The organism is Acetoanaerobium noterae, from assembly GCF_900168025.1.
GTDB classification, from domain to species: Bacteria; Bacillota; Clostridia; order Peptostreptococcales; family Filifactoraceae; genus Acetoanaerobium; species Acetoanaerobium noterae.
On the sequence record NZ_FUYN01000002.1, the window covers coordinates 491325 to 516970 of the forward strand.

The 25646-nt window shown below is 34.7% G+C and carries 19 protein-coding genes, 1 riboswitch and 1 other annotated feature; of the genes, 15 read left to right on the forward strand and 4 right to left on the reverse strand.

Translation table 11 applies throughout. The features are described 5' to 3' along the window. Positions 1–40: 40 nt before the first annotated feature. The 4 genes from B5X47_RS05855 to B5X47_RS05870 all read left to right on the forward strand — a co-directional run bounded on the left by B5X47_RS05855 (position 41) and on the right by B5X47_RS05870 (position 8756). Complete coding sequence (locus tag B5X47_RS05855; protein ID WP_079589253.1) at positions 41–1699, forward strand: HD domain-containing phosphohydrolase; 1659 nt, start codon at positions 41–43, stop codon at positions 1697–1699. 15 nt (positions 1700–1714) lie between these two features. Continuing rightward, the gene (locus B5X47_RS05860) at positions 1715–3730 is read left to right on the forward strand and encodes a diguanylate cyclase (RefSeq protein WP_079589254.1); all 2016 of its coding nucleotides are present in this window, start codon (positions 1715–1717) and stop codon (positions 3728–3730) included. Positions 3731–4128: 398 nt separating this feature from the next. Further along, positions 4129–6201, forward strand: coding sequence for a methyl-accepting chemotaxis protein (locus tag B5X47_RS05865; RefSeq protein WP_079589255.1), 2073 nt, complete (start codon positions 4129–4131; stop codon positions 6199–6201). A 332-nt stretch (positions 6202–6533) separates the two neighbouring features. Continuing rightward, on the forward strand, positions 6534–8756 hold the full coding sequence (locus tag B5X47_RS05870) for a methyl-accepting chemotaxis protein (protein ID WP_079589256.1): 2223 nt from the start codon (positions 6534–6536) through the stop codon (positions 8754–8756). A gap of 67 nt (positions 8757–8823) precedes the next feature. Here B5X47_RS05870 and B5X47_RS05875 read toward each other — a convergent pair whose 3' ends face one another. Further along, positions 8824–9021: a CsbD family protein gene (locus B5X47_RS05875; RefSeq protein ID WP_013360631.1), complete on the reverse strand. Its 198-nt coding sequence runs from the start codon at positions 9019–9021 to the stop codon at positions 8824–8826. 171 nt (positions 9022–9192) lie between these two features. Between B5X47_RS05875 and rfbA the strand changes: the two genes are divergently transcribed. The 11 genes from rfbA (at position 9193) to B5X47_RS05930 (ending at position 22729) form a co-directional block, all read left to right on the forward strand. Continuing rightward, positions 9193–10056: a glucose-1-phosphate thymidylyltransferase RfbA gene (gene rfbA / locus B5X47_RS05880; protein WP_079589257.1), complete on the forward strand. Its 864-nt coding sequence runs from the start codon at positions 9193–9195 to the stop codon at positions 10054–10056. A 51-nt stretch (positions 10057–10107) separates the two neighbouring features. Beyond that, a riboswitch (FMN riboswitch) is annotated at positions 10108–10226 on the forward strand. A gap of 256 nt (positions 10227–10482) precedes the next feature. After that, positions 10483–11583, forward strand: a complete 1101-nt coding sequence (ribD, locus tag B5X47_RS05885; RefSeq protein WP_079589258.1) for a bifunctional diaminohydroxyphosphoribosylaminopyrimidine deaminase/5-amino-6-(5-phosphoribosylamino)uracil reductase RibD — start codon at positions 10483–10485, stop codon at positions 11581–11583. A gap of 79 nt (positions 11584–11662) precedes the next feature. Next, positions 11663–12340, forward strand: coding sequence for a riboflavin synthase (gene ribE, locus B5X47_RS05890; protein WP_079589259.1), 678 nt, complete (start codon positions 11663–11665; stop codon positions 12338–12340). A gap of 108 nt (positions 12341–12448) precedes the next feature. Then, the gene (locus B5X47_RS05895) at positions 12449–13645 is read left to right on the forward strand and encodes a bifunctional 3,4-dihydroxy-2-butanone-4-phosphate synthase/GTP cyclohydrolase II (RefSeq protein WP_079589260.1); all 1197 of its coding nucleotides are present in this window, start codon (positions 12449–12451) and stop codon (positions 13643–13645) included. Positions 13646–13758: 113 nt separating this feature from the next. Further along, on the forward strand, positions 13759–14220 hold the full coding sequence (gene ribH, locus B5X47_RS05900; RefSeq protein ID WP_079589261.1) for a 6,7-dimethyl-8-ribityllumazine synthase: 462 nt from the start codon (positions 13759–13761) through the stop codon (positions 14218–14220). A gap of 86 nt (positions 14221–14306) precedes the next feature. Continuing rightward, positions 14307–14557, forward strand: a binding site (T-box leader). Between the two features lie 146 nt (positions 14558–14703). Next, on the forward strand, positions 14704–16407 hold the full coding sequence (gene leuA, locus B5X47_RS05905) for a 2-isopropylmalate synthase (protein ID WP_079589262.1): 1704 nt from the start codon (positions 14704–14706) through the stop codon (positions 16405–16407). 22 nt (positions 16408–16429) lie between these two features. Continuing rightward, entirely contained in the window at positions 16430–17698 is a 1269-nt protein-coding gene (leuC, locus tag B5X47_RS05910) for a 3-isopropylmalate dehydratase large subunit (RefSeq protein WP_079589263.1), read from the forward strand. A 1-nt stretch (position 17699) separates the two neighbouring features. Then, complete coding sequence (leuD, locus tag B5X47_RS05915) at positions 17700–18209, forward strand: 3-isopropylmalate dehydratase small subunit (RefSeq protein ID WP_079589264.1); 510 nt, start codon at positions 17700–17702, stop codon at positions 18207–18209. 24 nt (positions 18210–18233) lie between these two features. After that, positions 18234–19385 carry a 3-isopropylmalate dehydrogenase gene (gene leuB / locus B5X47_RS05920; protein ID WP_079589265.1) on the forward strand — a complete coding sequence of 384 codons (1152 nt, stop codon included), beginning with the start codon at positions 18234–18236 and terminating at the stop codon, positions 19383–19385. A 148-nt stretch (positions 19386–19533) separates the two neighbouring features. After that, positions 19534–20787 carry a serine hydroxymethyltransferase gene (locus tag B5X47_RS05925; RefSeq protein ID WP_079589266.1) on the forward strand — a complete coding sequence of 418 codons (1254 nt, stop codon included), beginning with the start codon at positions 19534–19536 and terminating at the stop codon, positions 20785–20787. 238 nt (positions 20788–21025) lie between these two features. Continuing rightward, complete coding sequence (locus B5X47_RS05930; protein ID WP_079589267.1) at positions 21026–22729, forward strand: MASE3 domain-containing protein; 1704 nt, start codon at positions 21026–21028, stop codon at positions 22727–22729. A gap of 160 nt (positions 22730–22889) precedes the next feature. Here the strand turns inward: B5X47_RS05930 and B5X47_RS05935 are convergent, their stop codons facing one another. From B5X47_RS05935 to B5X47_RS05945, 3 genes are read right to left on the reverse strand one after another with little or no spacing between them, the layout of a single operon-like run. Beyond that, positions 22890–23387 carry a MarR family winged helix-turn-helix transcriptional regulator gene (locus tag B5X47_RS05935; RefSeq protein ID WP_079589268.1) on the reverse strand — a complete coding sequence of 166 codons (498 nt, stop codon included), beginning with the start codon at positions 23385–23387 and terminating at the stop codon, positions 22890–22892. A 5-nt stretch (positions 23388–23392) separates the two neighbouring features. Continuing rightward, on the reverse strand, positions 23393–24496 hold the full coding sequence (locus B5X47_RS05940) for an ABC transporter permease (protein WP_079589269.1): 1104 nt from the start codon (positions 24494–24496) through the stop codon (positions 23393–23395). Next, the gene (locus B5X47_RS05945; protein WP_079589270.1) at positions 24489–25637 is read right to left on the reverse strand and encodes an ABC transporter permease; all 1149 of its coding nucleotides are present in this window, start codon (positions 25635–25637) and stop codon (positions 24489–24491) included. The genes B5X47_RS05940 and B5X47_RS05945 overlap by 8 nt, the downstream gene beginning before the upstream one ends. Between the last annotated feature and the right edge of the window lie 9 nt (positions 25638–25646).

Below are 25646 nucleotides of genomic sequence, written 5' to 3' on the forward strand. Positions count from 1 at the left end.
TTAATTACTCTTAAAAAATTTGTCGCAAAAGGAGCACCATATGATTCGAAGCATAAGGACAAAAGTTATCATCAGCATGATGTCGCTAGTCATACTATCAGGTATGTTTCTAGGCTATGTAAATTACATGGATTCAGAAAAGCTAGCAATAGATATTATTAAAAGAAATAATAAGGCTGAACTAGAAAATATAAATGAGTATTACTTTGAAAAGCTCATATTTGACATGGAATATATTGTTGAAGCTTGGGCTAATAATCCACAAATTACAAACTATGTTAAGTCTGATGATAACCATTATGTAAGAAGCATTCCTGAAGATTTTATTAATATTTATGAAAAATGGCTAGGTTTAACTGAATCAATGAAAAATGTAACTTGGCTCTATTATGCTTTAGAGGAAGACGGCTCTATATATATTGCTCCAGTTGATGAAACTATGCCTCTTGATTACGATGCTAGAAGCAGAGACTGGTATAAAGGCACAGCAAATAAGCATGGAGAGATATTTTGGACTGAGCCTTATATAGATGCTGGAGATTCAGGAAAGCTGCTCCAGACAGTATCAAAAGCTGTATACAAGGACAATAAACTCAGGGGAGTTGTTGGACTGGATATTGAGCTTGAAAAATTCACAGAAATAATTGAAGGACTTAGCTATTCAAAGCAATCGAATATATTTTTACTAAATGAAAAATTAGAGGTTTTGGCATCTAATGAAAATGCTCCAGAAAATTTAAGCACATATGCTAAGAAAGCTGTAAGCGGTGAGCAAGAGCTGTTTACTCTAGATAAAATTCAATATGTATCTACCTATGTACCTATCAGTATAAATAACTGGAAGCTAGTTGCACTTACTCAGACAAATTTAAATGAAGAGCTTAATTCAATTCGTGACAGAATACTAACCATAGTCTTATTGACCATATTGCTTGGAATTATTATGTCACTTATACTTTCAAGAAACTTACTAAAACCTCTTAGGTCACTTATTTTAACTACGGAAAAAGTCAGCGATGGAGATTTCAAGGTCAGAAGCACTATAACTTCTAATGATGAATTTTCAGTACTTTCCATGAGCTTCAACTCAATGCTAGACGATATAGAAAATCTGATAGCTCAAAGGGATGAAAATTATATTAAAACAGTTACAGTTCTTGCCAATGCAATTGAAGCATCTGACGAATATACTAGAGGTCATTGCGATAGAGTGGGAGACATTGCACTTCAAATAGCAGATAAGTTAAATCTGACAAGCAAACAAAAAAACAACTTGAGGTTTGCCTGCATACTTCACGATGTAGGGAAAATTGGAATAAGTGATAGGATTTTAAACAAACCAGGTTCACTTACAGATGCAGAGTACGAAATAATCAAGAAGCATCCTGAGATAGGCTTTGAGATAATTAAAGAAATTGATTTTCTTGAAGAGCCAGCAAATATAATGCTTGAGCATCATGAGAGAATAGATGGAAGAGGATATCCTCAAGGACTTAAAGATGAGGATATAAGAATAGAAGCCAAAATTTTAGCTGTAGCCGATACCTATGATTCTATATCATCGGCCAGAGTATACAGGGACAGGATATTTACGAAAGATGAAATAAGAGAAGAGCTTCTAAAAAGCATAGGAACTCAGCTAGACGAAGAGGTAGTAATTGCACTTTTAGAAATACTAGAGGATGATATGAAAAACTAAGTAAAATAATCAAACTTGAGAGGAGGGTTAATCATTTTAAAATCCAATAAATCAAAAATTACTATTTTACTAATACTTTTTGTTATAGGGATAGCCGGAACTATTTATTCCTTTAATTCCAACCAAGAGCCAGATGAAAAAATATTTTTAACGTCAGAAGAAACAAAGTGGTTAAATGAAAATAAAGATGAGATAAAAATTGGATATACAACTGATTATCCTCCTGTTGAGTTTTTAGATGATGATAAATACGTCGGTATATCAGCAGACTACTTCAAGCTCCTAGAGAAAAAATTAGGAATTGATATTGAAATGGTTGAGTTTGATAACTGGGATGAGCTGATAAAGCAAGCTAAATCAAGAAAAATATCTGGAATTACTGCGGCAACAAAAACCCCAGAAAGAAGTGAATATCTAGATTTCACTGTGCCGTATATACTCAATCCAAATGTTATTATAACTAGAAAGAATTTTTCTGAAAATCTAACCTTTGAAAAGCTTGCCAATACAAGCATGGAAATTTTAGTAGTAGAAGGCTATGACATTATTGAGTTTTTGAACGAGAGGTTTCCAAAGCTTGAATATAAAACAGTTAAAACTCCTAGTGATGGCATGAGAATGGTAGCATTTGGAGAGGCTGATGCTATGATTATTGAGATAATGAGTGCATCGGCTACCATAGAAAGAGATAATATAACAAATCTAGTAGTAAATGTAGAAACACCGTATGAGTCGAGTCTTTCTATAGCTACTAGAAATGATTGGCCAATGCTGAGCACCATTTTTAATAAGGGATTAGCTCAAATAAGTCAGCAAGAAAGAAAAGAAATAGAGCAAAGATGGATGCCTCTTCAGAAGAAAAATTTATTTGAAAACAGATATTTCTGGTTTGGCTTGCTCACTTTGCTTTTAGGTCTGAGCATTATTATTATAGTTATATCTATTTGGAATGCCAGCTTAAAAAAAGCTGTCAAAGAAAAAACCAAGGCCTTAGAGGTTTCTACTCAGGAGCTGCTTTATAAAACCTATCATGATGAGCTTACGGGGCTTTACAATAGAGCTTATTTTTCTGAGGTTTTAGAGGAAATTCAAAGTAAACCACTTCCTCTTTCGATCATATTAGCAGACTTAAACTGCCTAAAGATAACCAATGACACCTTTGGACATGAAGCTGGAGATAAGCTAATCATAAATATGGCAAAGCTGATACAAAGCAATATAGAAGAAGGCCATATAGCCTGCAGAATAGGCGGAGATGAAATGATAGTCATCATGCCGGAAACTGATGCAAGAAAAAGTCTAGATATACTAGCGAAGATAAAGCAAGCAACTATTAGCTCAAAAGAAGAGCCTATAAGGCCACTAGTTGCTCTTGGAGCTGCTACAAAAATAAATGAAGATGAAAGCTTTAGCAGATTATTTAAACGCGCCGAAGAAAAGATGTATGAAAATAAAATGGATGAAAGTGAATACACCTATGATAAGGTAATAGGCTCATTCAAAAAAGCTATACTAGAAAATGAATATGAAAGCCCTGAGCATTACGAAAGACTTAAAGCTCTATGCTTGGAATTAGGATATGCAATGAATTTGGACAAAGAGGATCTAGATGCGCTTGCCTTATTATCAGATTTGCATGATATAGGAAAAGCTGGACTTGATAAGGAAATTCTTCTAAAGGATGGACCTCTTACCCATGATGAGTGGGAAAAAATAAAAAGACATCCAGAGCTTGGCTTTAAAATAGTAAGCTCATCTGTGAAATTTTCCCATGTAGGAAAAGGAATACTAGCTCATCATGAGCACTGGGATGGAAGGGGATATCCTCAGGGGCTTAAAGGGGAAGAAATACCTCTTATTGCGAGAATATTCGCAGTTGTAGAAGCCTATGATGTAATGACCCACAAGAGACCATATAAAAAAACCTTTACAAAAAATGAAGCTGTTCTAGAACTAAATAACTGCTCTGGAACCCAGTTTGACTCAAGAGTGGCTGAAGCATTTATAAATATGATTGATACTACTAACTAATTAACTAATAAAACAATCATAAACTAATTAGTTAAAAATCAAGATTACTGATAAATCCTTAAAAACTTTTATAGCTACACTAAAAAATCAGCTAGATGTAATATTTAGCTGATTTTTTAAATAAATTTATTTTTATGTCTTTCTATAAAAGACAGGTATGCTGAATTTGTATTAAATCCAATCTCAATGAAAATGATATACTTTTAACTAGTAAAATGATATAATTTTTAAGGGTAATTCTGCCTATTTTTAAAGGTAAATAATAATTACCATTATTTTACATTTATCTTGTTAAACGTTTTCTTAAAATTAGCAAGGTTCTGATTTAGTCATCTTGGGAGAGCAAAATAAGTCATTTATTTTATTGATTTGATTTAAATTGGAAGGAGAATTTGTAAATGGAAACAACCCAAAATAGGACTTCAAATGAGGGACTGAAGTCTATGCAAAGTAAGAGAGGAACAATTAGAACAAAGCTACTTATTATGCCTATAGCTTTAATAATGGCAGGAGTAATTGTAATTGGTCTATTATCTTCTCATTACACAAAAGAAAGTTTATTTGACCAAATGAGAAAGAACGGGATATTTATATCAGAGCAGTTTGTAAAAAGAGTATCTGATAACCAGCAATCATTAAACAATGCAAATGCAATAATAGAAGCTATAATTAGAGGTGTTGGAAATAGTGTAATTAGTAATCAAGGACAGATAAGCAATGATTATTTAGCAAAATTAGCAAATGACATGGGTGTAGATGAAATAAATTACACAGATGCAAATGGAAATATTACTTTTTCAAATCTAGAAAGCAGCTTGGGTTCTAGTTTTGGAGCTGATCACATATCTTATCCTGTGCTTTCTGGTAAGCAAAATGAGCTTATGGAAAACATAAGAAAAAGTAGAGAAACTGATGACTATTATAAATATGGATATGTAATTAATCCAAATGGTGGAATGGTTCAAGTTGGATTACTTGCAAATGACATCAATGCAATGACTGAAAAGTTCGGATACCAAAAAGCTGTAGAAGACATAGCTGAAAATGAAAACATAGTTTATGCACTTTACATAGATAGTGAATATAAAGCGGTAGCACATAGCAATAAAGATAGAATAGGAATAGATTTAAAGGATGACAAAGGTGCAATCAGCGCTATAAAAAATAAAGAAGTATTTTCTTCGGAGTTTTATTATGAAGCTGAAAAAGTAGATGTTTATGATGTAGTATATCCTGTTGAAGTAAACGGCTTTGTAATTGGAGCAGTAAATATCGGTTTCTCAGTGAAAGATGCTCAAGATGCAGTAGCAAAAAATAGAACGATGATTTCTCTTATAGGACTTGGAATTATTTTACTTCTTGGGATAATTTTATTTGTAACTACAACTAGGGTACTTAATTTTATTAAGAACTTAAAAGGACAAGTTGGTTATATGGCTGATGGAGATTTCAGCCATGATATAGACGAAAAGCTACTTAATAGCAACGATGAAATTGGAGATATAGCTGAAGCAATAGGTAATATGCAAAACTCTATGAGACATATTGTGTCTCAGGTAATGGATAAATCTAGTCAAGTAGCGGCATCGTCTGAAGAGCTTACTGCTACATCACAGCAGGCAGCATCGGCATCTGAAGAGGTTGCAAGAGCTATAGAGGAAATAGCAAATGGAGCGAATTCTCAGGCTAAGGATACAGAAAATACTGCTGAAAATGTAAACATCATGGGTAACCTTATGGAGCAGGATGCTCACTATCTCAAAGAATTAAATGAAGCTGCAAATCTAATTGAAAAAGAAAAAGAAGAGGGCTTCAAAATACTTGGGGTACTAATTAATAAGACTGATGAAAGTACAAAGTCAGCAAAAGAAGTATATGAGATTATAATGAGTAACAATGAAAGTGCAGAAAAAATTGACACTGCAAGTACTATGATTCAAAGCATAGCTGACCAGACCAATCTTCTAGCACTAAATGCTGCTATAGAAGCGGCAAGAGCTGGAGAAGCAGGAAGAGGATTCTCAGTTGTTGCTGAAGAAATCAGAAAGCTAGCAGAGCAATCTAATAATTTTACATCAGATATCAAAGAAGTAATCAATGAGCTTAAGTCTAAGTCTCAAAGTGCTGTAGATACTATGAACATAGTTCAAAACACTATTATGGATCAAACATCAAGTGTAAAGGATACTGAAGGTAAATTTGAAGCTATTGCGAGTGCTATAGATTCGGTAAATACTATAATTGAAAAGCTAAATTCATCATCTGTGCAGCTGATGGAGAACAAGAATTTAATTATTTCTCTTACTGAAAACTTATCTGCAATATCAGAGGAAAATGCGGCAGGTACTGAGGAAGCTTCAGCTTCAATGGAAGAGCAGTCTGCTACTATTCAAGAAATAGCAAACTCAGGAGAAGCACTGGCAGCTATAGCTGAAGAGCTTCAGTCGCTAGTAGCTAAGTTTAGAGTGTAGTTAAAAAACAAAATAAATAATGAATTAAAATAGGCTGACAGTAATAAGAAGGCTTACAATTTATTGGTTTAGTATCATGAACCTTGATATATTGTAGCAACTTATTATTTCAGCCTATTTTTTATATATAAAATTATTGGAAAAATAAGGAATAATAATTTGTTGCATATACTGATAAAAATAAATTTGATTTTATATATATCAAAATTATTATTTGGAAAATATTTGTTTTAATAAAGTAATTTCAACCTTAGCGTGTACTTTTTGTAGTAAAAATGGTATCCTATTTATATAAAATAGATAAATATTATTTAACAAAGGGAGATGAATAAATGGATAAGCTTAATGATAAGAAAGCTCTAGAAAACCTAGAAAGTTTACATAATGCAGACAATATTCATAATAATGAGCTAGGAGAAACAACAGAAATTATAAATGACATAGAAGCAATAGATGTAATTGATAATAAGCAAGAAGTAAATAATAAAGCTAAGCTAAGGTTTAAGAAAAACTCAGGCGATAGTGTAAAGTCAAATGGAAATAAATCGAATTCAATAAAAACAAAGCTTTTAACTATTCCGCTAGTATTGATTCTGCTAGGGGTAGGAGCCATTGCTTTTGCATCTTCTTATCTTACAAGAAATAGTTTGTTTGACCAAATGAAGGATAATGGAGTATTTACAGCTGAGCAATTTGTAAAGCGAGTAAATGACAACCAGCAATCTATCAACAATGCTAATAGACTTTTAGAAAACTCCATAAGAGGAGTCGGAAATGCTATAATTACTAGTCAGCAAATGATTAGCAATGAATTTTTAGCTCAGCTAGCAAAGGATATGGGAATTGATGAAATTAACTTTGTGGACCAAAACGGGACTATTATTTACTCAAACCTAGAAAGTAGCATAGGTTATACCTTTCCAGAAGACCATATATCTACTCCTGTAAAGGATGGAAAATTAGCTGATTACATGGAAGAAATAAGACAAAGTGCTGTAACAAACAGCTATTATAAGTATGGCTATGTTAATAATCCAAATGGAGGAATGGTGCAGGTAGGAATTCTTGCTAATGACATAAATGCTATGACTCAAAAATTTGGGTATCAGGCAATAATTGAAGACATAGCAAAATCAGATAATATAGCCTATGCCCTATATATGGACAGCATATATAAGGTGAAAGCTCACAGTAATCCAGAGCTACTAGAGGGCTACCTAGTGGATGATATAGGGGCAAAGACAGCTATTCAAGATAAAAAGATTTATACTGCTACAGCAAATTATGAATCTCATGAAGTATATGAAGTTGTATACCCTGTTGATGTAAACGGCTATATAGCAGGGGCAGTTAAGATAGGATATTCAATTGATTCTGTTCAAAAAGCTGTAACTAAAAATACAATGATGATTGTAGGGGTTGGACTTGCTATATTCATATTGCTTGGAGCGGCCCTATACTTTACTATTACTAAGGTAATTGCAGTAATAAACAAGCTTAAAAAGCAGATTTCAATCATGTCAGAGGGAGACTTTACAAATGATATAGACAAAAAGCTACTTTCAAACAGCGATGAGCTAGGAGAGATTGCAAAAGCCATAGACAATATGCAAGCATCCATGAAAGACATGATTTCAAAGGTCATAGATAAATCTTCGCTTGTAGCGGCTTCCTCTGAAGAGCTAACTGCCACGTCTCAGCAAGCGGCAAATGCATCTGAAGAGGTTGCACGAACTATAGAAGAAATTGCAAATGGAGCTAGCGAGCAGGCGAAAGATACTGAAAATACTGTTCAAAGTGTTAATGATATGGGAAATCTTATGGAAAAGGATTCTCAGAATCTAAAGGACTTAAATCAAGCAGCTGTTCTTATAGATAAAGAAAAAGAAGAAGGCTTTAATATATTAAAAACACTAATAGAAAAAACTGATCAAAGCACTAAATCTACTAAAGAGGTTTACGATATTATAATGAGCAACAACGAAAGTGCAGAAAAAATTGACACTGCAAGTACTATGATTCAAAGCATAGCTGACCAAACCAATCTTCTTGCCCTAAATGCTGCTATAGAGGCTGCAAGAGCTGGAGAAGCAGGAAGAGGGTTCTCTGTTGTTGCTGAGGAAATCAGAAAGCTCGCAGAGCAATCGAACAACTTTACATCTGATATCAAAGAGGTTATTAATGAGCTAAAAGCAAAATCTCAAAGTGCAGTTGACACTATGAAAGTGGTTCAAACTACAATTATGGATCAAACCTCAAGCGTAAAAGACACTGAAGGAAAATTTGAAGCCATAGCAAGAGCGATAGATTCAGTAAATGATATAATAGAAAAGTTAAATGAATCGTCAAAGCTAATGATACAAAATAAAGATATAATTATATCTCTATCTGAGAATCTATCTGCTATATCAGAAGAAAATGCGGCAGGAACTCAGCAAGCATCAGCTTCTATGCAGGAGCAAGCAGCAACTATAGAAGAAATCGCAAACTCTGGAGAGAATCTAGCGGAAATCGCAGAAGAGCTTCAAGCTTTAGTAGCACAGTTTAAAATCTAATCAAAAAAGTCTAGATGCGAAATTAGCATCTAGACTTTTTTGATTTCTTTAATGGGTGGAGTTGTTATTAGTATTTTTTCAAAAACTCATTAACTTTTTTCTCTGCTTCTTCTTTAGCGATTCCATATTTTTCTTGAACCACTCCGATAAATTTATCTCTTTGACCTTCAAGCATTTTAAGCTCGTCATCAGTTAATTTACCAAACTCTGTTTTAGCATCTCCAAGTATCTGATTGAATTTACCTTTTAGCATATCAAAATTCATAGTAATGCCTCCTTTAATTTCCAAAATATATTATCTCTATTTTATATCTACCCTACATAAGTTTTTTTACACAAAAAAATAAAATTTCGGTATAATCAAGTAGATAATAATAAAGCGTATAATTGTAAATGTGATAATATATTAATATAAAACTTGGAAAGGGGTTACATCATGAAAGGAATAATATTAGCAGGAGGATCTGGCACTAGGCTTTATCCTATAACTAAATCTGTTTCAAAACAGATGCTTCCAGTCTATGACAAACCAATGATTTACTATCCTCTTTCAGTGCTTATGCTCGCAGGAATTAAAGAGGTGCTTATTATTTCAACGCCACGAGACATTTCTGATTTTGAAGAGCTTCTGGGAGATGGTTCTGATATAGGGATGGAATTCTCATATGCTGTACAAAATCAACCAAAAGGGCTGGCAGAAGCTTTTATTATAGGGGAAGAATTTATAGAAGATGATTCTGTATGTTTGATTTTAGGCGATAATATTTTTTATGGAGCAAATCTTGTAAATGTCTTACATAATGCCTCTAATTTAGATTCGGGAGCAGTTATATTTGGTTGCTATGTAAAAGACCCTAGAGCATATGGAGTAGTTGAGGTTGACAGTGATATGAATGCTATCTCCATTGAGGAAAAACCAGAGCATCCAAAATCTTCATACGCAGTGCCTGGAATATACTTTTTTGATAATAAAGTCAGCCAGATAGCTAAAAATGTCAAGCCTTCAAAACGAGGTGAGCTTGAAATAACTTCAGTCATAGAGCATTATCTTAATAATAAGGACCTAAAGGTTGAGATTATGGGTAGAGGACTTGCTTGGCTAGATACAGGGACTCATGAATCTCTACTTGAGGCTTCTAATTTTGTTGAGGCAATCCAAAAAAGACAAGGGCTATATATAGCATGCATAGAAGAAATAGCCTATAAAAAAGGCTATATTTCAGATGAACAGTTAAATAAACTTGCAAGACCTATGGAAAAAACTGATTATGGACAGTACTTGATGGACTTAATAAAGTAAGTTGACTTTTTATTTTGTATGTGATATTTTTATGATGATAATACAACTTAATATATTCTTCAGGGCAGGGTGAAATTCCCGACCGGCGGTAAAAGTCCGCGAACTACGAAAGTGGTTGACTTGGTGAAATTCCAAGACCGACAGTAAAGTCTGGATGGGAGAAGATGATTTTATATGTAGATTTTTTGGTCTATTATGCTCTGGATGTTTTTTGATATCCAGAGCTTTTTTTATTAAGATTAAACTGTATAAACATGATTTATAAGAAAATATAATTTGATGTTAGCTAGATTCCTTTTGCGAATAGAATGAGTATTGAATAATAACAAAAGATATATTCTTAAGTATTTAAAAATAATTATAAATAGTATGTTAATAAACAATTAATAAAATGGAAGGATTGGTTTAGATATGGGAGTTATTAATATGCTCGAATCGGATGAAAAATTTATGAAACTAGCTCTTTCACTTGCTGAAAAAGGAAGAGGATATGTAAATCCAAACCCCTTGGTCGGAGCAGTGATAGTAAAAGATGGCAAGGTAATAGGTGAAGGTTATCACACTGCTTTTGGAAAATCCCATGCAGAGATTGAAGCAATAAATTCGGCTACTGAGGATATAAAGGGAGCAACTATGTATGTTACTTTAGAGCCTTGCTGTCATCAAGGCAAGACTCCACCGTGCACGGAGGCAATAATTAAGAATCAGCTAGTCAGAGTTATTATTGCGACTACTGACCCCAATCCTCTTGTATCTGGAAGCGGAATAGAGAAATTAAAGCAGAGCAATATAGAAATAACTGTAGGAGTGTTAGAAGAGAGGGCAAAGATTCAAAATGAAGTCTTCATCCACTATATGACTACGAATCTTCCGTTTACGATACTAAAGTACGCTATGAGCCTAGATGGAAAAATAGCTTGTCACACAGGAGACAGCAAATGGATTACTAGCGAGAAATCAAGAACCGATGTGCATAGATTAAGGAGCAGTGTAAGTGCAGTTGTGACAGGGATAGGAACAATACTCTCTGATGATGCTTCGCTTAATGTAAGACTGCTTGACTCAAAAGGAAAAGAGCCTCATCGAATAGTTGTGGATTCGGCAGCTAGAATCAGCCTTGATGCGAAAATATTAAATCTCGATTCAAAATCAGATACCTATATAGCAGTTACTGAGGCAGCTAGCGATGAAAAACTCAGAAAGCTCGAGGATTACGGAGCCAAAATAATCATGACAAAATCAAAGGATGGCAAGGTGGACTTAGAGGAGCTTTGGAAAGAACTTGGGTTTTTAGGAATTGACAGTATTTTGATTGAAGCAGGAGAACAGCTGAGTGCAGCATTACTTGAAGCTAAGCTAGTAAATAAGATTAGAGCATATATAGCTCCTAAAATTATCGGAGGAACAAATGCAAAATCTCCTATAGGAGGATATGGAACAAGCAGTATGAGCGAGGTCATAAATCTTAAATCTATGAATTTCACTCATATTGAAAATGATTTTGTAGTCGAAGGTTATATAAAATAAATGCTTTAGACTGTTTGTGATTTAATATTTAGTTCAAAGCTATTAACTGAATTGCTTAGAATATGGAAAGGAGCTTAAGATGTTCACAGGACTAATAGAAGAGACAGGGAGTATTTTAAATATAAGACCAGGTAGCAAATCAACCTCAGTTTCAATCAAGGCAAGCAAAGTCCTAGAGGATGCGAACATAGGTGATAGTATAGCTGTAAATGGAATCTGTCTTACAGTCACATCAAAGTCAGCTGAAAGCTTTACGGCAGATGTCATGCCTGAAACTATAAAAAGAACGAGTCTTCACAGGCTTACCAAAGGCTCAAAGGTGAATTTGGAAAGAGCACTAAAGCTAGGAGATAGACTAGGAGGGCATATGGTTTCTGGACATATAGACAGTACTGGTGAAATTATAAAAATTACTCCAGATGAAAATGCAGTTTTAATTGAAATAGGGCTAAGTGAAAATCTGCTGCCTTACATAATAGAAAAGGGCTCAGTTTCTATAGACGGTATATCACTTACTGTTGCTAGAATTACGAAGAGCAGCTTTATAGTTTCTGTGATACCACATACAAAGAAAATGACTACTTTAGAAAAAGCAATGCCAGGTCAAATGGTGAATATAGAATGCGATATGATTGGCAAATATATCCACAACTTTGTAACAAATTCTCATCTAATTAATACTAATTACAAAGATGATAAAGAAACAGAGCCTAGTAAACTAGATATGGGATTTTTAGCCTCAAATGGATTTTTATAAGTAGAGTAAATTAATTTAGAAATTTAAGGATATTAAAAGCTTTTATATGTTAAAAGGCTAAATTATATATCATTTTGAGTCAGAATGTCATTGTTTTGGAGGGATAATATGTTTGATAGTATAGAATCGGCAATAGAGGATATAAAAAATGGCAAGATGGTAGTTGTGGTGGATGATGAAGATAGAGAAAATGAAGGCGATTTGCTTATGGCAGCAGAGTTTGCAACTGGTGATGATATTAACTTCATGGTCAAATATGGCAGGGGACTAGTATGCATGCCTATGCTTAGATCTAGGCTTGATGAGCTTAAGATAGGAGCTATGGTGAGCAACAATACAGATCCAAAGGAAACTGCATTTACTCTGTCTGTGGATTACAAAACGACTCACACAGGGATATCCGCACACGAAAGAGCTTTAACTATAACAAAGCTTATGGACGATGAAGTAAGCGGAGAAGATTTCACTCGTCCTGGACACATATTTCCACTATGCTCAAAGGATGGTGGAGTGCTAGTAAGAGCAGGCCATACTGAAGCTGCAGTAGATCTTGCAAGACTAGCAGGATTAAAGCCTGCAGGAGTTATCTGTGAGATTTTAAATGATGATGGGACTATGGCTAGAGTGCCTGAGCTTATAGAGTTTGCAAAGCTACATAATTTGAAGCTTATTACAATAGCTGACCTTATAGCCTATAGAAGAAAAAATGAAATTTTTGTAAAGTGTGAAGCTGTATCTCAGCTACCTACAAAATATGGAAATTTTGTTATGAAGGGCTATGTAAATTCACTCACTGGTGAGCATCATGTGGCTCTAGTCAAAGGAGAAATTAATCCGGAGCTACCTGTACTAGTTAGAGTACACTCAGAGTGCCTTACTGGCGATGCATTTGGCTCACTTAGATGCGACTGCGGAGACCAGCTGGCAAAAGCTCTAGAGCTTATAGAAAAAGAAGGGAGAGGTATTCTTTTATACATGAGACAAGAAGGAAGGGGAATCGGCCTTATTAATAAAATAAAAGCATATAATCTTCAAGATCATGGAAAGGATACGGTAGAAGCAAATCTAGAGCTAGGCTTTCCTGAGGATATGAGAGATTATGGCATAGGAGCTCAGATTTTATATGATTTAGGAGCTAGAAAGCTAAAGCTAATGACCAATAATCCCAAAAAAATAAGTGGGCTAGAGGGTTATGGCTTGGAAATTACAGATAGAGTGTCTATTGAAATGAATCACAATGAAAAAAATGATTTTTATCTATGGACCAAAAAAGAAAAAATGGGACATATGCTAGATAAATTTTAAAAAAATAAACAAAACAAAGAAATAAATAGAATAAATAAAGAAATGATGAAATAAAGAAATAAATAAGCAAGAAATAAATAAAAAAATTAGATTTAAAAACAGGAGGCAGAAAAATGAATGTATTTGAAGGAAAGTTGATGGCTTCTAGCCATAAGGTTGCGATTGTAGTAGGAAGATTTAATGAATTTATAGGCTCTAAATTATTAGAAGGTGCAAAGGATGCTCTTGTTCGTCATGGGGCCTCAGAGGAGGATATAACAGTGGCATGGGTACCAGGAGCATTTGAAATTCCTCTAGTTGCAAAAAAACTAGCAAGCTCAAACAACTATGATGCAGTTATCTGCTTAGGAGCAGTAATTAGAGGAGCTACGCCTCATTTTGATGTCGTAGCATCAGAGGTAAGCAAAGGAGTGGCAAATGTATCCCTTGAGACAGGAGTTCCAGTAATTTTTGGAGTGCTTACTACTGACACTATAGAGCAGGCCATAGAAAGAGCAGGTACAAAGGCTGGGAATAAAGGATTTGAAGCTGGAGTTACAGCTATAGAAATGATTAATCTTTTAAAACTTATGTAAGAATTTTTAAAATATTTTGAAAAAATGTTTGACAAGTATATCTAACCTGTGATAGATTAGTTTCTAAGAAAATTGAGCAACTAAATACAAGCACGTTGATAAGGAATAGTACGCTTTTGAAACATTCCAGAGAGCTGTCGGGTGGTGTGAGACAGTAATGGGACAAAAGAGGAACTCGCCTTTGAGTGGTCCGCTGAACTTTTTTTCGTAGGCGGTACCGGCAGTCCACCGTTATCAAGGACAGGATATTATGCTTACGGCAAGTATCTATATGAGTGCACTTCACATGAAGTGAACAAGAGTGGTACCGTGGAGGGCTTAGCCTTTCATCTCTATTTATAGGGATGAAGGGCTTTTTTGTTATCAATTTTCTGTTACCAACAGGAATCCAAGCAATCTTTCTAGCCATTTATAGCTGGATTTCCTGTTGGTCTAATTACTCGTTAAATAAATATTAACTAAAATATAAGGAGGAAGGTAGCAATGAATTATAAAAAATACAAGGGATATGAAACGATTGTGCTTGAGGATAGGATCTGGCCATCGAGAAAAATAGAAAAAGCTCCACAGTGGTGTAGCGTGGATTTAAGAGATGGCAACCAAGCTCTCATTACACCCATGGGTTTAAAACAAAAGCTACGTTTCTTCGAATATTTGGTCAAAATGGGCTTTAAAACCATAGAAATAGGTTTTCCAGCCGCTTCAGATACTGAATATGAATTTACAAGGACTTTAATTGAAGAAGGTTACATACCTGAGGATGTTACTATTCAGGTGCTTACTCAATCTAGAATCCAAATTATAAATAAGACTTTCGAAGCCTTAAAGGGAGCTAAAAATGCTGTAGTGCATTTATATAACTCAACTTCAACACTTCAAAGAGAGGTTGTATTTAGAAATACCAAAGAAGAAACTATAGAGCTTGCCGTGTTTGGAGCTAAAGCAATAAAAGAGCTAGCACAAAAAAATCCAGAAACAAATTTTACTTTCGAGTATTCGCCAGAGAGCTTTACAGGAACTGAAATGGATTTTGCTGCTGAAATTTGCAACTCTGTAATAGATGTGTGGGAGCCGACCAAAGATAAAAAAGTGATTATTAATTTACCGTCTACAGTAGAGATGGCAACTCCAAATACTTATGCAGACCAAATAGAATACATGTGCAGAAATCTTAAATCGAGAGAAAATGTCATAGTTAGCCTTCATGCTCACAACGATAGGGGAACTGGAGTAGCAGCTACTGAGCTAGGCTTGATGGCAGGAGCAGATAGAGTTGAGGGAACTTTATTTGGAAATGGAGAAAGAACAGGAAACGCAGATATTTTGAATCTAGGAATGAATTTATATACTCAAGGCATAAATCCAGAGCTTGACTTTAGCGATATTAACAGCATGATTGAGATTTATGAGGAGTCTACAGCTATGAGTGTTCATCCTAGACATCCTTACGCAGGGGACTTAGTATTTACTGCATTTTCAGGCTCACATCAGGATGCTATAAAAAAAGGAATGGCAAGAATGAATAAACAAGCTCAGTACTGGGAAGTTCCTTATCTTCCACTAGATCCAAAGGATATAGGAAAAAGCTATGAGCCAATAATTCCTATTAATTCACAATCTGGCAAAGGCGGAGTGAGCTTTATACTAGAACAAAATTACGGGCTTTATATTCCTAAGGATTTTCAAAAAGATGCTGGAAGAGTAATTACAGCTTATTCCGATAAGATGCAGACTGAGATTAGCGCTGAGGAAATCTATGAGGTATTTTTAAACGAATATGTAGATATCAGAACTCCGCTTCAACTGAATTACCATAAGACGCAAAGTGTAGATTCTGATTGGGATTTGGTTTTTATTGAAGCTGAAATTGAATACAATATGCAAAAACACTATATACAAGCTGAAGGAAATGGAGTGGTTTCAGCCTTTTGCAACAGCCTAAAAGAAATTATTGGTATGGATATTGATATAGTAGATTACAGAGGACACTCTATGGAGTATGGAACTAAGGCTAAAGCTATATCGTATATAGAGCTAAAAAATGAAACAGGAGAAAGGTTTTATGGAGCGGGAACCTCAAGCAGCGTAGGAAAATCCTCACTAAGAGCTGTAGTAAGTGCGATTAATAAAATGATATCAGCTCAGCAAATAAAGGACATAGATACTGAGGAAGAAGAGATAGCATAAATTCTAGGTGGAGGCAGATAAAATGGGAATGACGATGACGCAGAAGATTTTGGCAGACCATGCTGGCAGAAACTATGTAGAGGCAGGGGAGCTTATAAAAGTAAAACTAGATATAGTTATGGGAAATGATATTACAACAGCAGTTGCCATACCAGAGTTTAATAATACTGGAGCAAGTGAAGTTTTTGATAAAGAAAAAGTGGTTATAGTGCTTGACCACTTTACCCCAAACAAAGATATAAAGGCAGCTGAGCAGTGTAAGGTATGCAGAGAATTTGCAAATGAAAAAGACATAGTCCATTTTTATGATGTAGGAGATGTAGGCATAGAGCATGTCATTCTTCCTGAAAAGGGGATAGTAGCTCCAGGAGAGGTGATAATAGGAGCGGACAGTCATACCTGTACCTATGGAGCCTTAGGAGCTTTTTCGACTGGGATAGGAAGCACAGATATGGCAGTAGGCATGGCAACTGGAGAGGCTTGGTTTAAAGTTCCAAGTGCAATCAAGTTCAATCTTACTGGAAGCATTTCAAAACATGTAAGTGGAAAGGATGTAATACTTCATATCATAGGAATGATAGGCGTGGATGGGGCTTTATATCAGTCGATGGAATTTACAGGAGATGGAATTAAGTCACTATCTATGGACGATAGATTTACAATTGCAAATATGGCTATAGAGGCGGGTGCTAAAAATGGAATTTTTCCATTTGACGAGCAAACAAAGGATTATATAGATATACACAGTACTAAGCCATATAAAATTTATGAAGCGGATGAAGATGCACATTACGAAAAGATATATGATATAAATCTTTCAAGCATCAGACCAACTATAGCGTTTCCTCATTTGCCAGAAAATACTGTTACGATAGATGAAGCAGGTGAAATTGAGATTGACCAAGTGGTTATAGGCTCATGCACCAATGGAAGATTATCAGATATGAAAATCACAGCAGATATCTTAAGGGGAAAAAAAGTTAATAAAAGAGTTAGGACGATTATCATTCCTGGAAGCCAGAAGGTATACCTAGAGTGTATAAAGGCTGGCTATGCTGAAGATTTCATAAATGCTGGAGCAATATTTTCAATGCCGACTTGTGGTCCTTGTCTTGGAGGACATATGGGCATACTTGCTAGCAAAGAAAGATGTATATCTACAACCAATAGAAATTTTGTAGGTCGCATGGGTCATGTGGAAAGTGAAGTTTATCTTGCTAGTCCAGCAGTAGCAGCGGCATCAGCAATAGCAGGAAAGCTTATAGATCCAGTAAAACTAAAGGAGGCATAATATGAGGGCTAGAGGTAGGGTTTTTAAATACGGAGATAATATCGATACAGATGTAATTATTCCAGCTAGGTATCTTAATGTGTCTAGTGGAGAGGAACTAGCAAAGTACTGCATGATTGATATAGATTCTGACTTTGTAAATAAAATCAAGGCTGGAGATATTATGGTAGCAGGCAAAAATTTTGGTTGCGGCTCATCTAGAGAGCATGCTCCTCTTTCTATTAAATGCGCAGGGATATCTTGCATTATAGCTGAGAGCTTTGCAAGGATTTTTTATAGAAATGCTATTAATATAGGGATGCCTATTCTAGAAAGCAGAGAAGCATCGCTTGATATAGAAGATAGTGATGAAATAGAAGTAGATTTTAGCTTAGGATTAATAAAAAATATTACAAAGAACTGCGAGTATCAGGCTCAAGGCTTTCCAAAATTTATCGAGGAGATAATGAAAGCGGATGGACTAGTAAAGCAAACCAGAATGAATTTATCAAGTAATGATAAAGGCAAATAAATCTATTAAGAAGAGGTGATTACTATGGGGAGATTTAAGGTAGCAGTAATTGAAGGAGACGGAATCGGACCAGAGGTGTGCAGAGCGGCATGTGAGGTACTAGAAAAAACAGGAGAGATTTTTGGACATGAGTTTGAATTCAATAAAGCTCTAGCTGGAGGAATAGCAATAGATGAAACAGGAGAGTGCCTTCCGGAGGCTACGGTAAACCTATGTAGAGCTAGTGACAGCGTACTGCTCGGAGCAGTAGGGGGACCGAAATGGGATGACTTTTCCGGAGAAGCAAGACCGGAAACTGCACTTCTTGGGCTAAGAGAAGAGCTTGGATTATATGCGAATTTAAGACCAGCAACAATTCATATGGCACTGAAAAATGCTTGCCCTCTGAAAGAGGAAATAATAGGAGATGGCATAGATATACTTATAGTAAGAGAGCTTACTGGTGGAATTTATTTTGGAGAAAAAGGCTGGAAGGGCAGTAAAAATGGGATGAAGGCTTATGATGTAGAGTCCTACAGTGAAGCCGAGGTCAAGAGAATAGCTATAAGAGCTTTTGATTCTGCTATGAACCGTCAAAAGCGAGTAGTAAGCGTAGATAAAGCCAATGTCATGGAAAGCTCAAGACTATGGCGCAGAGTTGTTACTGAGGTTTCTCATGATTATCCTGAAGTAGAGCTTACCCATATGTATGTTGATAATGCCGCTATGCAGCTTATAAAAGACCCTAGGCAATTCGATGTTATGGTAACCTCCAATATATTTGGAGATATACTATCAGATGAAGCCAGTATGATTACAGGCTCTATAGGATTACTGCCTTCAGCAAGTCTAGGAGAAGGAAGCTTTGGAATGTATGAACCTATTCATGGCTCAGCACCTGATATTGCAGGGCAAAACACTGCAAATCCAATTGCGGCTATATTGTCCTCGGCCATGATGCTAAGACATTCTTTTGGACTAATCGAAGAAGCTAGATGCATAGAAAACGCCGTCACAAAGGTTTTGGAATCAGGATATAGAACCTATGATATAAAAGACTCGTATAAAATTATAAAATCAGAAGAAGGCAGAGAAAGTGTAAACTCTATGATTATGGGCTGTAAAGAGATGGGAAGTCTAATTACTAATATGATACAGGCTGAAAATAAAGTTTTTGCGAATAATACAAGCTTTTAGAAATCCTTTAGCAATTTTGGATTACTGGTATATGAGAGCCTTAATACTAGAAAGCAGGATTAAAGATATATCCTGCTTTATTAGTATAGCAAAAGTTCAGAATATTTGAGATAATTAGGTAATATATAAATTGCTCAAGGAGGTTAATATGTTAGAAATCACTAGGCAAACAGACCCTATTTTAGCTCAAATTTTGGATGAGGAGCTTTGGCGCCAAGAACAAAATATAGAGATGATTGCATCAGAAAGCACAGTTCCTATTCCGGTGATGGAGCTCTCAGGAAGTGTATTTACAAATAAAACTCTAGAGGGATATCCTGGCAAAAGATTTCAGGCAGGTTCACATTTAGCTGATAAGCTAGAAGAGTTAGCGTGGGAAAGAGCCAAGGAATTATTTGGAGCAGAGCATGTAAACATTCAGTCTTATTCAGGCTCTACGGCAAACTATAGCGTGTTTGCAGCTATACTAAAGCCAGGGGACAAGGTGCTCAGCATGAGATTAGACCAAGGAGGCCACCTTACACACGGCTCACCAGCAAACTGGGTGAGTAGAATTTATGATTTTGAATTTTATTCTATTGATAAGGACACAGAGCTGATAGATTACGAAGATATAGAAGAAAAAGCAAAGGCACTGAAGCCAAGGCTAATAATTGCAGGTGGAAGCTCTTATTCTAGGCTGATAGATTATGAAAGAATTGCAAAGATTGCAAAGGAAAATGATGCTTATTTTATGGTGGATATGGCTCATATAGCTGGACTTGTTGCAGCTAAGGTAATTCCTAGTCCAATTCCCCATGCTGATTTTGTAACCTCATCTACTACAAAGACATTTTGCAGTGCTAGAAGTGGAATGGTGTTTTGCAAAAAACAACATGCAAAGCTACTTGATAAAGGAACTTTTCCAGGTGCACTAGGCTCTATGCATCTTCACACTATGGCTGCAAAAACCTGGTCCTTCAAGTATGCAAGCTCTGAGGAGTTTAAGGCTATAATGAAGCAAGTAGTTATAAATTCTAGGTGCCTAGCATCTGAGCTTGAAAGCTATGGATTTAGGATAGTAAGTGGAGGGACAGATAATCACCTTCTCGTAGCTGACCTAAGAGGAAAGAAAATAACAGGACAGGTATTTCAAGAAGCATTAGATTCTATAGGAATTACAGTAAATAAAAATATGATTCCTTTTGATCCAGAAAGCCCAGCTGTGACAAGTGGAGTGAGAATAGGCCTTACAGCTGTGACGCAAAGAGGTTTGAAGGAAGCAGAAATCAAGCAAATTGCTAATATTATGAACAAAGTTGCTGATGCTCCTCATGACGAAGCCAACTTAGCTAGCTGTAAGGCTGAAGCAAGAAAGTTAATTGCAAACTTTCCCTTATATCCAGCAGGTTCGTTTGAATAAAGATGAAATACACCCATAAGAACAATTAATATGTTGCTCCTAAATACTAAAAAATTTGCTGTGTCTATAATTAGAAAAATAAATAGTATGTATTAAAAAAATTATATTTAATTGAAACTCTCCTTGTTTTAGCTGTATATGCTAGAGTAGGGGGAGTTTTGTTTATTGTTTTGTAATATTTCAAACAATACTTCTATGGTATAATAAAGCAAAATTACGTATAAAGTGAGGGCTACTTATGCAAAGCCAAGTTGCTTCTAATGATAAATCAGAAAAGACAATTCGCTATTTATCTACAGTTGTCGCAAGTAGCGTAGTTATTTTCTTATTTAGTATTTTTATAAACAGATTTGTGGAAATTAAGATATCTCAGGACAGTTATCTTATGTTTCATGTTTTTACTGAAATAGCGAGTGCTCTTATTTCATTTTCTATATTTGTTGTGCTCTTTTTTACATATGATATTTTTTATAGAAGGTATTCACTAATTTTAGCGAATACTTTTTTTATAACAGGACTACTAGATATATTCCACATGCTGACTTACAACGGAATGTATAGCTTGTTTCCAGAAAATATTCAAACACCTACATATTTTTGGATTTTCTCACGATTTATATTAGGAATAGGACTTTTTATAGCTTATACCACTAAAAAAGATGCTCTTTCTTCTATTAAAAAAGGATATTCAATAATTTTAGGGATTTTAGTAGTAGGAGTTGTGTTTTTGCTAAGCATAACCTATGTAGAGCAGATGCCACCTCTTATTATAAAAGGAAAGGGATTAACAAATACCAAAGTAATATGGGAATATGTAATTACGACAATATTTATTATTGATATATTTGCTTATGTAAATCGTTCTGAAGGTAAGTACACTACTGCAAATATTTACATGCTATCAGGTCTTATGCTAGGTCTGTTTGCAGAGGTTTGCTTTATGCTCTATGTCAACGTTTACGATACTCTAAATATAACAGGGCATATTTTTAAGATACTTTCCTATGGGTATATTTTTAGGGCAGTATTTGTAAAAAATGTGCGTAGACCCTACCAGCAGATTTTCGAGCAAAAGGAAATGCTTACTTTAGACATAAACGATATGACAATAGCTATGGAAGAGCAAACTGCAAAAATATATAAACAAAACAAAGAGCTTGAATTTATAAACACAAAGATTAAGGATGATTTGGCATCTACCAGTGAAATCCAAAAAGCTATGTTTCCAAGGAAAGATTTAGTTATTAATGATTTGAGATTTAATTTTGAAATTTTTCCATGTGAAGAACTCAGTGGTGATTATGTAAATTATTTCAGCATAGATGACGAAAATATTGGATTTTACATTATGGATGTCTCAGGACACGGAGTTGCAGCCGCTATGCTAGGAGTATTTGCTGCTCAAAGCATAGGTGAGAGCATGAGAATAAACTATAAAGAGGCTTCTATTTTTTCGCCTGCAGCTGTGCTTAATCATTTTTATAGCTTGTTTAATAAGTCAAACTTTCCTGATGAGATACATATAGTTATGCTATATGGAATGTACAATAAAAATGATAATAAAGTTATTTTGTCTTCAGCTGGACTAAACTGTAATCCAATACTTATTTCTCAAGATTCAAAACCGAGGTTCTTGGAGATAGAAAGTGGATTTCCTATATGTAAGCTAGGAGACGTGTTTGAACCAAATTTCGAGGATTATGAGATAGAGCTTAAGTTTGGAGAAAAATTGCTTATTCATACAGATGGACTTACTGAAATGAGAAGGCAGGATGGAGATTTCTGGGGGGCAGATAGCTTGCTAGCATATATTGACAGCATAGGAGTTAGCCCATCGTTTATTCTAAACAACAAATTAAAATCACAAATAGTTCAAAATATTAATAACTCTGGACAAGACGACGATATAACCTACTGCGTAATTGAAAAGATATCTCCATAGGATTATAAAATATAATATTACCGATATTAACAATATTACAAAGAAAAAAGACCCTAAAGCGATATGATATCTCAAAGTGAATAATGTACTTTTAATTACATTTTTACTTTTGAGATAGTATATCAAATCAAGGGTCTTTTTGTATTACAATATCCATCCATTATTTTGTTTTTGAAAAATCTTGAACGATATCTTCTTGAAGCTTCTTTAAGATATTATTTAGAGTAGCTCTTTCTTCTTCGGTGAGAGCTTTGGTCATACGCTGACTGAACTCCATATGAAGGTCTTTTATCTCATCAAAAAGCTGTCTTCCCTTTGGGGTAAGATGAGCCTTTATAGAGCGTTTATCATTTGCGTTTTTTCGTTTTTCAACTAAATTTTCCTTTATCATACGGTCGATTAAGGTGGTCATGTTTGCACGGCTTACCATCATATTTTTACCAAGCTCTATAAGAGGCATGCCGTCTGCTTCATGTATGCTAAGAAGTAGAATAACAAAGAATTTTGGCTCAGATATATTGTATTTTTCAAATAATCTATCATATACCATTCTCATGATTCGTTCAGTTTTTAATATATTTATTATAGTCTGGCCTGATGAAAACTCTATAAATGAGTAAGCATCTATATATCCTTGAAAATCATAATCTTGGAACATGATAGTTAATCCTCCTCATCTAAGCAGGGCCTAGATTTTTTCGAAATTAAAAAAGCTATAAAAAACCATATACAAGCAAATACAGTCATTTGAAGCATATTTGATTTAAAATAATAAGGTAGTGCGCCTTTGATTAGATAGTCTCTAAGTGGAGCTATCATATAAATAAGAGGCCATAGTGCCTTGATAATATAGACACTAAGCTGAGGCATTTTCATAACTGGCCATACATAGCCTGCAGTTAAAAAGCTAGGTACCGATAATAGCATGCAAAGCTGAGTAGCTCTTAATGGACTGGAAATAGAAAGAGCAAGAACTAAAGCTATGCTACTTAATGATATCAGATACATAAAAGATAGAAAAGTAGATGTGAGCATATTTCCTATTATATTTATTCCAAGCACATACTTGAGCAAGCTGGTACATATCAAGAATGTAAGCGAGGATATTATAGTGTGGATTAAAATTTTATAAAATATATTGGTCTTATCTTCTATTACATTTACGACAAATATAGATAGAAATAGTTGCTGAACAAGAACTAAAATCATACCAGGCATTACATAATATTTATAGGATAACTTGGGATCCCAAAGTGTTCTATTATTCATTTCAAATATATTTACGTAACGTTTTGAAAGCGATGGGGGAACATTTTTTCCTTCTAGGAACTGAAGATTCACACCAGCGTTTACAGTGCTTATTATCTCAGTAGCAGAAGCAAGGGCATTGTTTGCAACTGCCATATTAGTTGCATCTACTATCAAAGCCACTTTAGAACTTTTTTTGGATTTGACATCCTTTTCAAAATCTGAAGGAATAACAACTCCCATATAAACCTGAGTTGATTCCACAGCTTGCTTTACTTCATCTAGATTTTCCGAATAAAAGTCGACGGTATAACGAGGATTTTTATCAAATTCCTCAACTAATGAGCGTGAAAGAGAGCTGTTATCCATATCGTAAACTGTGATAGGGATAGTATTTAGATAGTCATTTCTATATACATTTCCAAAGAAAACTGTAAAAATCATGGGTATTCCTATCATGAACAGAAGGTTTTTAGGTACAGTGAAAAACTTTTTTAATTCGCTTATAAAATTAGTCATGCAAAACCTTCCTTCCTGACAGAGATTTTAATGTTATATTTCTTTTTAGTATTTGTTTTCTGATTACAAAGCTAACTAAGCTAAGAATTAAGGAGCCTAGAGTTAATATAAGAAGCATAGCGATATTAGTCTTATAATCATAGGAATGTCCTTTTAGCATAAGATTTCTAAGGGTGCTTACAAAATAAGTGTAGGGCATAAAGCTACTTATCTGCCTAAAAAAATCTGGCATGGAGATAAGTGGCCATGAGTAGCCCGAAAGTATAGAGCTAGGGATGAACCACACTGCAGCTACTTGAGTTGCAAATACTTGTTTTTTTGAAAAAATACTAGCTATAAGAAGGCTCATAGATACTACTGCTAGCATAAAAACTATAAGTAATAATAAAATGCTAGTGTAAGAAGCCTTTATTGAAACATCAAAAATATAATGCTGAAGTGCTAATATTAAAACTGCTGAAACTATTCCCAAAATTCCATAGTCTATTAAATTTTTCATTACATTTTTGAAAAAATCAATAATTCCAGATGATTTTTTTACAATTTTAGAAGAAGCTGCATTCATTGCTACAGCAACCTGTACTATTGCTAGCATCATCCCTGGGAGTAAGAAATTAATATAATTTCTGGTTGGATTACCTATTAATCTATTTACTATGTTAATAGGCATGGCAGTGTTTAGAGCCTCAGTTTCTGACATACTGAGCTTTCCTTGATAGGTACTCATCATTGCTCCAGCTTTTATAGTCATAAGTAGCTCAGATGAAGCTATTTTCGTAAAGGAAGCTGGGGATAACTGAGTTCCATCTATTACAGTAGTAAGCTTAGGAGATTTGAAGTTTTTGATATCATTAGTAAAGTTTTGAGGGATGATTAATCCAAATAGAATTTTTCCATCTCTCATCAAAACTTCAACTTCATTTGGGTCGTCTACTATATACTGCACATCAAATGTTTCACTGCTTTTAAGATTTCTTACTATATCCCTTGTCATACTTGTGTTATCTCCAAGATATACAGCGCTTGGAATATACCTCAGCTGTTTTTCCTTCATAGAGTAACAAGTGAGAATGTTTACTAGATTTGGAAAGATAAGTATGAGTATCAAGGGAGCTATATATTTTTTAAAGTTTATATTCATACGAAACCC

Bases quoted from the DNA above. Each gene is read 5' to 3' on its own strand.
- B5X47_RS05855 (WP_079589253.1), top strand. From the start codon at position 41: ATGATTCGAAGCATAAGGACAAAAGTTATCATCAGCATGATGTCGCTA.
- B5X47_RS05865 (WP_079589255.1), top strand. From the start codon at position 4,129: ATGGAAACAACCCAAAATAGGACTTCAAATGAGGGACTGAAGTCTATG.
- B5X47_RS05870 (WP_079589256.1), top strand. From the start codon at position 6,534: ATGGATAAGCTTAATGATAAGAAAGCTCTAGAAAACCTAGAAAGTTTA.
- B5X47_RS05875 (WP_013360631.1), bottom strand. From the start codon at position 9,021: ATGAATTTTGATATGCTAAAAGGTAAATTCAATCAGATACTTGGAGAT.
- rfbA (WP_079589257.1), top strand. From the start codon at position 9,193: ATGAAAGGAATAATATTAGCAGGAGGATCTGGCACTAGGCTTTATCCT.
- ribD (WP_079589258.1), top strand. From the start codon at position 10,483: ATGCTCGAATCGGATGAAAAATTTATGAAACTAGCTCTTTCACTTGCT.
- ribE (WP_079589259.1), top strand. From the start codon at position 11,663: ATGTTCACAGGACTAATAGAAGAGACAGGGAGTATTTTAAATATAAGA.
- B5X47_RS05895 (WP_079589260.1), top strand. From the start codon at position 12,449: ATGTTTGATAGTATAGAATCGGCAATAGAGGATATAAAAAATGGCAAG.
- ribH (WP_079589261.1), top strand. From the start codon at position 13,759: ATGAATGTATTTGAAGGAAAGTTGATGGCTTCTAGCCATAAGGTTGCG.
- leuA (WP_079589262.1), top strand. From the start codon at position 14,704: ATGAATTATAAAAAATACAAGGGATATGAAACGATTGTGCTTGAGGAT.
- leuC (WP_079589263.1), top strand. From the start codon at position 16,430: ATGGGAATGACGATGACGCAGAAGATTTTGGCAGACCATGCTGGCAGA.
- leuD (WP_079589264.1), top strand. From the start codon at position 17,700: ATGAGGGCTAGAGGTAGGGTTTTTAAATACGGAGATAATATCGATACA.
- leuB (WP_079589265.1), top strand. From the start codon at position 18,234: ATGGGGAGATTTAAGGTAGCAGTAATTGAAGGAGACGGAATCGGACCA.
- B5X47_RS05925 (WP_079589266.1), top strand. From the start codon at position 19,534: ATGTTAGAAATCACTAGGCAAACAGACCCTATTTTAGCTCAAATTTTG.
- B5X47_RS05930 (WP_079589267.1), top strand. From the start codon at position 21,026: ATGCAAAGCCAAGTTGCTTCTAATGATAAATCAGAAAAGACAATTCGC.
- B5X47_RS05935 (WP_079589268.1), bottom strand. From the start codon at position 23,387: ATGTTCCAAGATTATGATTTTCAAGGATATATAGATGCTTACTCATTT.
- B5X47_RS05940 (WP_079589269.1), bottom strand. From the start codon at position 24,496: ATGACTAATTTTATAAGCGAATTAAAAAAGTTTTTCACTGTACCTAAA.
- B5X47_RS05945 (WP_079589270.1), bottom strand. From the start codon at position 25,637: ATGAATATAAACTTTAAAAAATATATAGCTCCCTTGATACTCATACTT.